This window comes from Symbiopectobacterium sp. RP (assembly GCF_050472005.1).
Classification (GTDB): domain Bacteria; phylum Pseudomonadota; class Gammaproteobacteria; order Enterobacterales; family Enterobacteriaceae; genus Symbiopectobacterium.
The window spans coordinates 872953-885688 of sequence record NZ_JBGOGS010000002.1; the positions used below are offsets into that span (position 1 = coordinate 872953).

Sequence of the window (12736 nt, forward strand, 5' to 3'; positions counted from 1 at the left end):
GAAATCAATCAGCAGGATACGCCACCCTCCCCGAAACCCCGTACACCAGAAATGAGCATAACTCGTCACTGAATGGATAAGATGTAATCTCGAGATGTATTTACAATATGCTCATGTTGATATAGTTACCCTACTAGAAAATCTAATCAGATTTTATGCGAAAACGAAAAAAATCCGGCCTGAGTAGAGTAGGGGCCGGTAATTACGGAACACTGTTTTTATTTGTAATCGAGGTTAGCCATGGCTTGGTTATCGACAGACTAAATACTCACCATTTCAATATGTTATGTAACATAATGAACATTATCCTGCTTCAGGGGATTCATATTGTGCTACTTCATTGTGGCTAGGTAGTGACGTCAATGAAGGTGGAGTGTAGAGTGTAGCTGCAACCAAAGAAGAAACTCCTACGCAAATAAGTCCAGGATTTACAGTGATTACTCCAACAAGCATTGATGCAAATCCAATACCCGTTACAATGTTTCTAGGATGTTTTTTGATAAATGCAATTGTCGTGTTGCTTATCTTTTTGATTTTATTTGCTAGTCCTAACAGTTTACCATTGCCTGCAAGTTGCTTTACAGTGCATTCTTTTATTCTGCTATAATTATTATTTATTACATTGAATCCGACGCTTGACATGGATGCAATCTTCATAGCGTTTGCTCCTAATAGAAATTAGATAGCTGTCTCCTATTACATTTAACCATTTTATTGAAGTCGGTAAAATGATCTGCGGCACATTTCGCAGAATCTCCCCTGAGCCTGCACAATTATATTTCTGGATGCTTGTGCATTGCCGAGGTTCCTGCTGGCAAATTTGTGCGCCTTGGCTGTGCAGGTTACACTTCCCCAAAACAGGAGAATCCCCACATGGGCCAAGTCGCATTTGATACACAAGAGTTTGTTGAGACGCTAGAGAACGCCGGTTTGCCAAAAGACCAGGCGCGGGCGATCTCCATCGCCGTTCGCAAGTCTCACGAGGTGGCTGATGTTGCGACCCGGCGTGACCTTGAGGATGCGAAGAAGGATATTGAGGCTGGATTTCAAAAGGGGATTGCTCGCTTTGAAAAGCATGAAGCTCAGATGCAATCTCGGTTTGAAAAAGTCGATATCCATATAGCGGAGATACGCAAGGACACCGCAGCCCAGTTCGAGAAAACCGACGCCAAAATCGCAGAAGTCCGCAAGGATTTGGCCTTTGACATCGCCGATGCCCGCAAAGAGGCCGCGGCAAGGGCGGACAGAACGGATGCGCAGATTGCATTGATTCGCAAAGAGCAAGCAGCGGACGTAGCGCTACTCCGCAAGGACGTCGAAAGCCTCACCAACAGGCTCCTCATCAAAATGGCGAGTATCATGGTGGGTGTAATTGGTGTTGCCACTGCGATTATCAAACTCTTCTGACACCAAAAAAACCTGCTACGCACCAAACAAAGAGCCACCGATGACCGAACAAAATCGCCAAAAACTGAGCATCAGGCGCAAGCCAAAAGTTTACGTCAACCCAAAGCTCGTTGATAAGCCTGCACCACAACCCCCAAAACCCGCTAAGCAACCAAAGGTCAAAGAGCCGAAGCCCAAACAGGTACCACCCAAGCCATTGAGCCGGGAAGAGCGTATCGCTAAAAAACGGGCGAAAAAACTTCAACAGGCTCAGGAGGCCATCGCCAGTCTGATTGCCCACTGGCCGCAACTCTTCAGTCTCGACCATCCAAAACCGCTGAAGATTGGCATTGCAGATGACATCCTTGAAGATATCAGGACTCGTGAACTGGACTTATCCCGCGCCAAGGTGAGCGCCGCGCTCATGTTTTACACCCAAACCCTGGCTTATCAAAAAGCGGTGTTTTCTGGCGGTTCACGTTTCGACCTGAACGGTCAGCCCAGCGGCGAGATCACGCCAGAGCAGCAGACACACGCTTCAGGGCAGGAAAAGCCTTGAAAGAGGCCGTGAAGTAGAAAAACAGCGCGTTGCCGATGAGGGCGGGTAAATTTCTGGGGCCGGAACGGTTGAATGTGAAGCTTGGTCTTACCACTGAATTTTAAAGTACCATGTAATCATGTAGGGGATTAAGTGTATTAGTCGCGACTAGATCTGACACTGGACCTTGAAAGGTTGAGAGTTACCGGTTTTGATATGGGTGTCTAATCCTTAAACAAAACGCGAGGTAACTCTCATGCTTCATACTAACAATCCCATTATCAAACACAAAGCCGGCCTGCTCAATCTCGCCGAAGAACTCGGTAACGTATCAAAAGCCTGCAAGAGCATGGGCGTGTCACGCGATACATTTTACCGTTATCAGGAACTGGCTGCTGAAGGCGCCATTGATGCGCTGGTTAACCAGAACCGCCGGGTTCCGAACCTGAAGAACCGCGCCGACGAAGCCACTGAACGCACGGTTGTTGATTATGCTATTGAGTTCCCGCCCCATGGGCAGCACCGGACCAGTAATGAGCTGTGTAAAAAAGGCGTGTCTATCTCCGGCAGCGGCGTGCGCTCCATCTGGCAACGACACGACCTGGAGAACTTCCGTAAACGCCTGAAGGCGCTTGAGGAAAAGGTCGCCAGAGAAGGCATTGTCCTTACCGACGCTCAAATCGCAGCCCTGGAGAAGAAGGCGCACGATGATGAGGCCTGCGGTGAAATCGAGACGGCACATCCCGGGTATCTGGGCTCGCAGGACACCTTCTACGTGGGCAATCTGAAGGGGGTGGGCCGTATCTACCAGCAGACGTTCGTGGATACGTACTCGAAAGTGGCACACTGCAAGCTGTATACGAATAAAACACCGCTCACCGCCGCCGACCTGCTCAATGATAGCGTACTCCCGTTCTACGAGGCTCAGGGACTGCCGGTGCTGAGAATACTGACCGACAGGGGTACGGAGTACTGTGGTAAAGTGGAGCAGCATGATTATCAGCTTTATCTGGCTATCAACGATATCGAGCATACGAAAACGAAGGCGATGTCTCCGCAGACGAACGGCATCTGCGAGCGCTTCCATAAAACCATTTTGCAGGATTTTTATCAGGTTACGTTCGGCAAGAAGTTATATGGAGACCTGGAAAGCCTGCAGGTAGATCTGGACAACTGGTTGTGGCATTACAATAATGAGCGAACTCATCAGGGAAAAATGTGCTGCAGGCGTACGCCGATGGCCACTTTACTCGATGGAAAACGGAGCTGGGCAGAAAAGAATCTGAACCAGATGTAATCTGACAGACACCTGTATAAATAATCGGTAACTGTCAGCTCAGGTCTGAGCTAGTACACTTGATTGCATGCTGGAGCACGCTGTTCAGTGATTCTATAGCGTTCGTCGTGTAGATTACCTTGCGAAGTTCTTGGGGGTACGAGAAGAATGTCGACAGGTTGGCCCAGTTTGACTGCCAGCTCCGGCTTATCTGCGGATAGCGGTGATCCCATGTCCCACCGAACGTCTCCAGCGCCTGAAGCCATAGGTATCTACACATCATATAGAACTTTTGGGTAATCATCGGAGCAGATCAACACAGTTGCTTCAAAATCAGGTCTCCATGGCAAAACAAAATTTTAAAATCACCAACTGGCCCTCTTATAACAAGGCCCTCAAGCAGCGCGGTTCTCTAACCGTATGGCTAGATGAATCAGCCATTGCTGCATGGACGGAAAAAACACTACTGAACGGCGTAGACGACCGCTCCACTACTCAGATATGGCCATCACCACAGTCCTGATGATGAAACGCGTGTTTGGCCTTTCATTGAGGGCTTTACAGGGCTTTGGTGACTCGATTTTTAAACTGATTAAATTGTCGCTGCATTGTCCAGACTATTCGCTGCTCAGCAAGCGAGCAAAGACAGTGAACATCAGCATAAAAACGCCAACCCGTGGTGAAATCTCACATCTGGTCATTGATGGAACCGGCCTGAAGGTCTTTGGCGAAGGCGAATGGAAAGTCCGGCAGTATGGTGCCGACAGACGCAGGGTATGGCGTAAGCTGCACCTGGCAGTAGACAGTGTGACGCATGAGATTATCTGTGTGGATTTGTCGCTCAGTGGTACGACTGATGCCCAAGCTCTACCGGCGCTGATAAACCAGACCCACCGGAAAATCAGAGAGGCATCGGCTGACGGCGCTTAGGATACAGTTTACTGCTATGATGCTCTGGTGAGGAAGAAAATAAGGCCGCTTATCCCGCCACGAAGGGGGGCGCAATATTGGCAAGATCGCTACCACGAGCGTAACCACGCTGTTGCAAATTAGCGCATTAGCGGTATCTGGAAAAAGAAAGTGGGCTATCACCGGCGCTCAGTGGCTGAAACGGCCATGTTCCGGTTCAAAAGGCTTCTGGGTGGTCATCTAAGTCTGAGAGACTACGATGGTCAGGTGGGTGAAGCCATGGCCATGGTCAAAGCGCTTAACCTGATCACGCTATTAGGAATGCCGAACAGTATTCGCATCACGTAACAATCGACCCGTATGGGGCGCAGTCGTTACAAGTTCTGATTTATTCAACAAAGCCCATAAAGAGTTAAAAACCACCATAGCTAAGTGGGCAAGTTCTTCCGGGGTATAGTCTGCTAATAACGTCAAGGTATAGCCAATCGACATTATTTTGATAACAATTAGCTGTATTTTTTTGCCACATATCAGGGAATTGGCGGTAATCATTTTTAAGTCGGTTGGCTATATCACTTTACGTCTAAAATTAATTGAATAGCTCATTTAAATAATGTAATCAAAATTAAGTCGTTTGTCTATGTGCGGCAAAAAAAAGCATAGCTGGCTGTTATCAAAATAATGTCGGTTGGCTATACCTTTGTGGCACAAGGGAATATTTACGGATATCAGTTTGAAATGCTGGCAGGTAACGCGAAATAAAAAGCAAACAATAAAGGCCGCTTTCGCGGCCTTTATATCTTTATTAATATACTGAAATAAAATGATTTATTTTTTATAATGGCCACTTATTGACCACGCATCAAATCAGGACCGCATTGTTCCGCTCCTTTCATTCATCGCCACGTAAAGCACCATTCTGCACATTACACCAGTTGATTTTATCTTGCGCCTTGAGGTTAATTGCGTGCTTTGCTTTTCGCACAATAGCCCGGATAAACTAAGCCTCATGTTTGAACTTGCTACACAAGCGAGGAAATTAGCAGGAGCCATTATGGGATTATTGAACCGGAACGATATTGAAATCGAAATCAGTCTTTGTACTCGCGATGAGGCACCTAACACCGCGAAGGTAAAACTACGTGATGTCGAGGACGCCGAGGTGTGCGAACGTCTGCTGGATAAACTCGCCGCAGTGGTGATAAACCCCAGACAGGACACGCCGTAAATGACGCTTATACCTGGGATTCATCGCTATCATCGACCAGCACCAAATAAAGCTGATCCCGCCCGTAGTGAGAGGCCGGAAACGCGTCGCGGGGAATAAAGTCATCCGACAGGGGGCCCTCCCCACTGTTCTGCTTTGAGGTGAACTTTTCAAAAGCTTCCATCGTGGTAAAGCACACACCGCACGCCAGATTGTTACACTGGTAGTACTTGCGTCGTACCGTATTGGTGTCGTTCATTTTTGTACTGGTGCGAGTACGGCCTGACGCGCCGCAAAGTGGGCATCTGAACATGTGATGGCTCTCCTGCTGGACGTGAACTCACGATTATTCTATTCACTTTCTGCAATCCAGTCAGATATTTTCGCTTCCAGCTCCAGACGTGTGGTAAATCCACTGCCGTCAATCACATGCTCCGCGCGTGAAATAATCCATTGCTGATTATCTATCTCCGCTTTAAAGCCGGTGACGGTGCCGTGCATTTCCGGGTACAACTCAGCGCGGCCATGCGCCAGGGTGATAGAGAACTCGCCAGCACCCCGTTGAAGCTGTTGCCATTTTGCTGCCGCGGCACGTTTGGCGGCGGTTTCATTCTGGTAGGTTTTACGCAGCACATACACGTTGCCGTCGGCACCCTCCCTGTATTCACCCTCACGGCGGCGGCTTTTCTCCTTTTTCGGTTTGGCCCTGGTTGTGCGCCGTTTTACGCTGACTTTCTTTTTTTTACCAAAATTGAGATCCAGCCAGTAGGCGCGCGCACCGGTGTAAGCATCACGATCCGCAATGCGGAAGCGGTGCCCATCACCGCTGCTGCGGGTAATACTGAATGATGGCAGTGCCTTGCCGGATGCTGTTACCCCGCCGCCAGGCAGAATAAATAACAACGCCCCGTTTTTAACCGTGGCGATCGCGCCCAGCATTTCTGCCATTCGGGTTAAAAACGACATATCGCTTTCCTGTGTCTGGTCGGCGTGGTCAATGTCAATGTTCATCAGCCTGTCGCTGATTTGCGCTTTCAGCCCGTAACGGTGCGCGATGGCAGACACCACACGCTCAACAGTCACATCGTGCCAGGACACCTCACGCTTGACGTTAAATTCATCACGAAAATCGGCGCTACGGGCCGTGATGTTAAGCACATCCGGCGGGCCTTCATGGGCGACTTCATCAACGGTATACCGTCCCTTGTAAATCAACGGGTCACCCAGCCAGCCAATGGACAGGGCAATCTCCGCCCCGCGTGAGGGCAGACCGATCAGACCATCGGTGTCATCCAGTGAGATCGTCAACTGGTCAGCATCAAACCCGCGATTATCGGTCAGCGAGAGTGACATCAAACGGTCGCTTAATGCGTTAAGCGATTTACCGCCCAGCGTGATGTCAAACGCCGGGACTTTTACCGCGCCAGCAAGGGGGGTGTTGTCACCTGTGATCTTGCTGATCAACGTGTCTGCCAATCCTGAAAGTGCCATATCGCCCCCGTCTTTTGTCGCATGATTTCACACGCGCGGGCGGGGAAAAATGGCTTTTTGTTGTCGCCCGCCTCTCAGGCCTCAAAGGGCATGATTTGGGGGTAAAAATGCGGGATTATCACCGCGAACCGAACTCAATAACGTAATGGTGGTTAACATGTCAGAGGCACGTTTCCACGGTGTACGCGTTCGCGAGAATACCGACCTCGTTACCGCAATCAATGACATTGATTCCAGTGTGATTGGCGTGGTGTGCGTGGCGGATGACGCAGACCCGAACACCTTTCCCCTGAATACCCCCGTGCTACTGACACGGGTGAACAGTGTACTTGGCAAGGCGGGTAAAACCGGCTCCCTGTACAAAACGCTAAAAGCCATTTCTGACCAGACCAGCCCCAAGGTCATTGTGGTGCGTGTCGCGGCAGCAACGGAAGACGGCGAAAAGACGCAATCTCAATTGATTATCGGCGGCACGCTGGCTGATGGCAGCTATACCGGCATGTATGCCTTGCTGACAGCAGAAGCCAGGGTTAACTATCGCCCGCGCGTGTTGGCCGTTCCCGACCATGACACTGAGGAAGTGACCGCCGCCCTGTGCGGCATTGCGCAGAACCTGCGGGCATTCGTTTATGCTGGGTGCCATGCCTGCACGACCATGGCGGAGGCCATCGCCTATCGTGGAAAATTTGCCTGTCGCGAGTTAATGCTGATTTGGCCGGACGTTATCGCCTATAACCCGTTGACCGGTGAAAATGAAACCTTCCCGGCCCCGGCGTATGCCTGCGGTTTACGTGCGGCCATTGATAACGATCAGGGCTGGCACAAGTCACTGTCCAACGTGCCGTTGAATAACGTGCTGGGCATTTCCCGGGATGTGTTCTGGTCATTGCAGGCAGAAAACAGCGACGCCAACGCGCTGAACAGCAAAGAGGTCACTACGCTTATCAAGCGCAACGGTTTTCGTTTTTGGGGCAACCGTACCACAGAGACCCATAAATACATTTTTGAGGTGTATACCCGCACGGCGCAAATTCTCGCCGACAGTATTGCCGAGGCGCAATTTGAAAGCGTGGATGAACCCCTTACCCCGACCAACGTAAAAGACGTGGTCAGCGGTATTTCAGGCAAACTCAGTTCATTGGTGACGAAAGGGCAACTGATCGGTGCGGAATGCTGGTTTGACATTGAAGACAACCCCACTACCGGGCTACGTCAGGGACAGGTGCGTGTGCGCTACAAGTACACCCCTGTGCCGCCGCTGGAAGATCTGGCGCTGTACCAGACCTTCACGGATGAATACTTTTCGCCTGCGTTTGCATCGCTGGGAGGAAAATAATGGCAATCCCGCATAAATTGCGCCTGTTCACCGCCTTTGTGAATGGCGATAAACAACTCGGTAAAGTGACTTCTGTCACGCTGCCCAAACTGACCCGCAAGACCGAAGATTTTCAGGGCGGCGGCATGATGGGATCGGTGGCTGTCGATCTCGGTCTGGATGCTGGCGCCCTGGATGCGTCAATGGTGGTCGGTGGCATGGTCAAGAAACTGTTGCAGGAATACGGCGGCGGGATTGATGAAACCCGCTTGCGCTTTGCCGGTGAATATTACACCGACGGCGAAAGCCTGCTTGTTGAAGTGGAAATGCGCGGGCGTGTGACTGAAATTGACAATGGCGAAACCAGACAGGGCGATGACACCTCTGTCACCTATGCGCTGAAGAACACCTACTACAAGTTGTCGATTGACAATCAACCGATTATCGAAATGGATTTGCTGAACTTTATCTACAGGAAAGACGGCAAAAACATCTACCCGGATCGCATTATCTCTGCGCTGGGCCTCGGTAGTTGATTAACCGCACTGATGGCGGTCACTCTGGCCGCCTGGAGAACAGAACGATGAGTAAGAAAAACGATAACGCCGTAACGCTGCTCACCCCGATTGTACGGGATGCCGATAAAATCACCCGCGTCGCTATTACCGACGAGATCAAACAGGCCGGTTCACTGCGTGGTTTGCGTCTGGTTAACGTGATGAATATGGATACCGATTCCGTTACCACGCTGCTAACCCGCGTGACGTCTCCCAGGCTGAAGCTGGCGGAAATCAACGCCATGGATACCCGTGATTTTGTCCGACTGGCGGAGGCGTTGACGCCTTTTTTGGCACCTGTGGAGCCTGGCGAAGCGAACGAAGCGGAGACGGAGACAGCATAACGCTGTTGCTGTTTGACCAGATCGACGATCTGGTCGCCGATATTGCCGTTGTTTTTAACTGGCCGCCCTCTGAGCTCTTCAGCATGGATCTGGGCGAGGTGATAGCCTGGCGTGAACGGGCGGCTGTCCGCAGTGGAGCCCGTGACGATGAAAAGCCTTGATATCCGCGTTGCGTTCAGCGCGATAGACCGCCTGACCCGCCCGGTCAATGCCGCCCGCCAAAGCGCGGGCGGTCTGACTGAATCCCTCAAAAAAACCCAGGCCGCGATTAACGATCTGGACAGGCAGTCAAAAACCTTTAACCGCCTGCGCGATAGCGTGCAAAAAACCTCGCGTCAGATTGACGAGGCGGGCCGTTCTCTGGACGGGCTCAACAAGGCCCAGCGCAATGGCACTGTGCTGACGGACAAACAGCGCGAACACATGGCCGCCCTGGCGGCCAAAATGAAACGCCTTAACGCGACGCGCGATGCGGAAATTGGCAAACTGCGCGCCAGCGCACAGGCGTTGCGCGGTCACGGTGTATCGCTGACAGGAAGCACGGCCACCATTCAAAGCGCCATCCGGCGCACTGGACAATACAACCAGACATTAGAGCGGGAGCGGCGACAACTGGCCGCGGTTACGCAGGCGCGTGCGCGTTATGACCGTATGCAGCAGACCGCCCAAAAGAGGCGTAATGGCGGCATCATGGCGGTAGCGGGGGCAACGGCGGGCGGTTATATGGGCGGGCGGTTCCTGGCGCCTGCGGTGGGCTTTGATGAGGAAATGTCACGCGTTCAGGCGCTCACACGGCTGGATAAGAACGATCAGCACATGTCAGCCTTGCGGGCGCAGGCGAAAAAACTCGGTGCGGAAACCGCCTTTACCACCCGCGACGCGGCCAGCGGGCAGGCGTTCCTCGCCATGGCTGGTTTTACCCCGCAGGCGATCCAGGCGGCCCTGCCTGGCGTGCTCAATATGGCGCGGGCCGGCGGCATGGATCTAGGCGAATCCGCTAATATCGGATCTAACATCCTTTCCCAATTTAATCTTGACGCGCGCGACATGGATCGCGTCAGTGACACGTTAACGGCCGCCTTTACCCGTACCAATACCGATTTGCGCAACCTCGGCGACACCATGAAATATGCTGGCCCCGTTGCCTCCAAATTGGGGATTAGTCTTGAGGATGCGGCAGCGATGGCCGGTATGTTGGCGAATAACGGCATTCGCGGCAGTGATGCCGGTACGGCGATGCGTGCCAGCCTGTCACGGTTAGCCTCACCCCCTAAAGCGGCGGCGGATGCATTAAGGCAACTTGGGGTAGCTGTATCTGATGCAAAAGGCAAAATGCGTCCAATGCAGGATGTATTGCTTGATTTGTATAAAGCCACCAAAAAATATGGCAATACCGCTCAGGTTTCCTTTTTTAAAGATATTGCCGGTGAAGAAGCCTTTGTTGGTCTGCAAACGTTAGTTCAGGCTGCGGGCAGTGGCGCACTCGGTAAATTGGCCGGGGCGTTAAAAAACGCCCGCGGTGAAGCACAAAAAACCGCCAGGGTGATGGCCGATAACCTGGGCGGCGATCTGAAAGCGTTAGATAGCGCCTGGGAAGGGTTTCGCATCCAGATAGCAGAAACCGCAGATGGGCCACTGCGACAACTCACCCAGGGTCTGAGCAATGTTATTAACCGCATGATGCTATGGGGTAAAGATAACCCCCAACTCACCCAAACCTTACTGCTTATGGGCGGCAGTGCCTTAACCCTGACGGCGGCGATGGGGGCCACTTCGCTGGCGGCGGGTTTATTGCTGGGCCCGCTGGCAAAACTGCAATCAGGTTTTACGTTATTGACCGGCGGGCGCGGCGTTGGCGGCGCGATCACGATGTTTCAAACGCTGGGTGGCGTGGCGGGGGGCTTTTCCCGGTTTTCTGCGCTGCTGACACCCGTGCGCGGCATGCTGTTTTCTGCATTCACCTCGCCGCTTTCGGCGTTGGTGTCGCTGGGTAAAGGCATTGGCGGCCTGGTGTTGCGGCTCACCGGTTTGCCTGCCATATGGGGCATTATCACCGGTGCGGTGTCCCTGTTGGGGGGGGCATTGTCGGCGCTGTCAAGCCCGATAGGGCTTATCGGTGCCGCGTTTGTCGGTGTCGGTGCGCTTATCTGGCGTAACTGGGAGCCGCTCAAAGCCTTTTTCAGCGGTATGTTCAGCGGCATCCTGCAGCAGCTTGCGCCGTTCCGGGATGCGTTTTTTACCCTGACACGGGTTTTCGGCGCAATCGGTGATGCGGTTGGCCGGGTGTGGGACGGGTTTGTGAAACTGTTCACGCCCGTAGATAGCAGCCGTCAGGCATTGGAAAAATGCACGTCAGCCGGTGAAACCTTTGGCCGGGTGTTAGGTGCCGCGCTCACTGTGTTGCTGTGGCCGTTGCAAAAACTGATGGAGGGGATCGGCTGGGTACTGGAAAAACTCGACCTTATCCCGTCCGGTCTGGAAGCGGCGCGCATCAAGGCGGAAAACCTGAAGAAAGATCCCGTTATGTGGGAATGGGATCCACAGCAGAAAAAAATGGTGCAAAAGGGCTGGCGCGGGTCGCCCAAACCTGACGAGAGCAGGGACGGGAATACCAGGCCGCCCACAATCACCTCGCCGCCGCTGTTAACCGGCGAGACAGGCACCCAGCGCCGCTTACAAAAAATGGCGGACAACACTGCCGGCCTGCTGGACGAAACCAAAAAGCGGATTGGCCCCGGCGATATCGTCTTTAAAAACCTGCCGCGCGCACGGGCAGTGCGGGGGGAGTGGCAGGGATCCCGGCTTGCCAGCCTGCCAACGGTAAAAACCGGTGCCAGGCCCAGCACGCTGGAAAGGCAACCTGACGCCGATATCGCGGCAATCACCGCGCGCCCCGTGTTCGTTGCTGCGTCACACCCCGTGTTTCAGGCGGAACTTCCGCCCGTTTCACCCACCAACCGAGCGCCGTCGCGGCCTTCCGCAGCAGGCTCGCTTCCGCCTGAAATCCATATCCATCTGCACGGCGCAGAGCGGGAGGACGCGCGCGAAATCGGGCGCATTGTCAGTGAAAAACTTAACGCTGAGTTGGCGCGCCTTGACCGGATGAAGCGCGGCAGTTTCAGAGACGCAGAGTAACAGGAGAAAGTCACCATGATGATGGTTTACGGGCTGTTTGTGTTTGAACTGAAAACCTTGCCACACCAGCAGCTACGCCAGTCGAAGCGATGGCGGCACGTTAAGAATGAGCGTATCAACCGCTCGGCAAAATGGCAGTACATCGGCGCGGGAGAAGATCACATCACGCTGGACGGCGTTCTGTACCCGGAAATCACCGGCGGTGAGCTGTCATTAACCGCCCTGAATACTCAGGCGTACAGCGGCCGTCCCTGGCCGCTGATCGAGGGCACCGGGCAGATTTACGGCATGTATGTGCTCACTGGCATGCAGACAACGCGAACCGAACCTGATCGCTATGGCAAGGCGAAAAAGATAGCGTTTTCGCTGAGCTTTCAGCGCTGTGATGAAGATTTGCGCGAGCGGCTGCAATCTTCGTCATTCAGCGACCTGATGGAGAATGCCCGCAGCAGCGCTAATGATGCGGTAAAGGCAGTGAAAGGATTATTCTGATGGTCAACACAGTCTTCATGCCCTGTGCTGCAACGTAGATAAAAATAACTGTGATCGACAGACAAAGCCCGCCGAATGTGGCGGGC

The 12736-nt window shown here is 52.7% G+C and carries 14 protein-coding genes and 2 pseudogenes; 11 read left to right on the plus strand and 5 right to left on the minus strand.

Annotation, left to right across the window (positions count from 1 at the left end):
* Positions 1-303: 303 nt before the first annotated feature.
* Positions 304-657: a hypothetical protein gene (locus ACD630_RS23160; RefSeq protein ID WP_430360779.1), complete on the minus strand. Its 354-nt coding sequence runs from the start codon at positions 655-657 to the stop codon at positions 304-306.
* Between the two features lie 216 nt (positions 658-873).
* Here ACD630_RS23160 and ACD630_RS23165 point away from each other — a divergent pair, with 216 nt between their 5' ends.
* The 3 genes from ACD630_RS23165 to ACD630_RS23175 all read left to right on the plus strand — a co-directional run bounded on the left by ACD630_RS23165 (position 874) and on the right by ACD630_RS23175 (position 3221).
* Positions 874-1407 carry a DUF1640 domain-containing protein gene (locus tag ACD630_RS23165; RefSeq protein WP_430360780.1) on the plus strand — a complete coding sequence of 178 codons (534 nt, stop codon included), beginning with the start codon at positions 874-876 and terminating at the stop codon, positions 1405-1407.
* A 40-nt stretch (positions 1408-1447) separates the two neighbouring features.
* The gene (locus ACD630_RS23170; protein WP_430360781.1) at positions 1448-1945 is read left to right on the plus strand and encodes a ProQ/FINO family protein; all 498 of its coding nucleotides are present in this window, start codon (positions 1448-1450) and stop codon (positions 1943-1945) included.
* A 235-nt stretch (positions 1946-2180) separates the two neighbouring features.
* The gene (locus tag ACD630_RS23175) at positions 2181-3221 is read left to right on the plus strand and encodes an IS481 family transposase (RefSeq protein WP_430360782.1); all 1041 of its coding nucleotides are present in this window, start codon (positions 2181-2183) and stop codon (positions 3219-3221) included.
* Positions 3222-3279: 58 nt separating this feature from the next.
* Here the strand turns inward: ACD630_RS23175 and ACD630_RS23180 are convergent.
* A pseudogene (locus tag ACD630_RS23180) lies at positions 3280-3459 on the minus strand (transposase); the annotation flags it as partial.
* A gap of 84 nt (positions 3460-3543) precedes the next feature.
* Between ACD630_RS23180 and ACD630_RS23185 the strand changes: the two are divergent.
* Positions 3544-4457: pseudogene (locus tag ACD630_RS23185) on the plus strand (IS5 family transposase).
* Here ACD630_RS23185 and ACD630_RS23190 read toward each other — a convergent pair.
* Positions 4425-4661 (minus strand): hypothetical protein, encoded by a 237-nt coding sequence (locus ACD630_RS23190; RefSeq protein WP_430360783.1) that lies wholly within the window; start codon positions 4659-4661, stop codon positions 4425-4427. The pseudogene ACD630_RS23185 and the gene ACD630_RS23190 sit on opposite strands and share 33 nt — an antisense overlap.
* Positions 4662-5163: 502 nt before the next feature.
* On the opposite strand from ACD630_RS23190, the gene ACD630_RS23195 reads away from it, so the two are divergent.
* Positions 5164-5337 carry a hypothetical protein gene (locus tag ACD630_RS23195; RefSeq protein ID WP_430360784.1) on the plus strand — a complete coding sequence of 58 codons (174 nt, stop codon included), beginning with the start codon at positions 5164-5166 and terminating at the stop codon, positions 5335-5337.
* A gap of 7 nt (positions 5338-5344) precedes the next feature.
* On the opposite strand, the gene ACD630_RS23200 is transcribed toward ACD630_RS23195, so the two are convergent.
* Together ACD630_RS23200 and ACD630_RS23205 are read right to left on the minus strand one after the other, a co-directional pair.
* On the minus strand, positions 5345-5629 hold the full coding sequence (locus tag ACD630_RS23200; RefSeq protein WP_430360785.1) for an ogr/Delta-like zinc finger family protein: 285 nt from the start codon (positions 5627-5629) through the stop codon (positions 5345-5347).
* A 38-nt stretch (positions 5630-5667) separates the two neighbouring features.
* Positions 5668-6807, minus strand: coding sequence for a phage late control D family protein (locus ACD630_RS23205; protein ID WP_430360786.1), 1140 nt, complete (start codon positions 6805-6807; stop codon positions 5668-5670).
* Between the two features lie 157 nt (positions 6808-6964).
* Between ACD630_RS23205 and ACD630_RS23210 the strand changes: the two genes are divergently transcribed.
* The 6 genes from ACD630_RS23210 to ACD630_RS23235 are packed head-to-tail and all read left to right on the plus strand — an operon-like array spanning position 6965 to position 12650.
* A complete protein-coding gene (locus ACD630_RS23210; protein ID WP_430361261.1) occupies positions 6965-8143 on the plus strand; it encodes a phage tail sheath subtilisin-like domain-containing protein in 1179 nt (392 codons plus the stop codon).
* Positions 8143-8658: a phage major tail tube protein gene (locus ACD630_RS23215; RefSeq protein WP_430360787.1), complete on the plus strand. Its 516-nt coding sequence runs from the start codon at positions 8143-8145 to the stop codon at positions 8656-8658. The genes ACD630_RS23210 and ACD630_RS23215 overlap by 1 nt, the downstream gene beginning before the upstream one ends.
* Positions 8659-8705: 47 nt before the next feature.
* Complete coding sequence (locus ACD630_RS23220) at positions 8706-9023, plus strand: phage tail assembly protein (protein WP_430360788.1); 318 nt, start codon at positions 8706-8708, stop codon at positions 9021-9023.
* 5 nt (positions 9024-9028) lie between these two features.
* A complete protein-coding gene (locus ACD630_RS23225) occupies positions 9029-9184 on the plus strand; it encodes a GpE family phage tail protein (RefSeq protein WP_430360789.1) in 156 nt (51 codons plus the stop codon).
* Positions 9171-12158, plus strand: coding sequence for a phage tail tape measure protein (locus ACD630_RS23230; RefSeq protein ID WP_430360790.1), 2988 nt, complete (start codon positions 9171-9173; stop codon positions 12156-12158). The genes ACD630_RS23225 and ACD630_RS23230 overlap by 14 nt, the downstream gene beginning before the upstream one ends.
* 15 nt (positions 12159-12173) lie before the next feature.
* Positions 12174-12650: a phage tail protein gene (locus ACD630_RS23235; protein WP_430360791.1), complete on the plus strand. Its 477-nt coding sequence runs from the start codon at positions 12174-12176 to the stop codon at positions 12648-12650.
* Positions 12651-12736 lie beyond the last annotated feature (86 nt).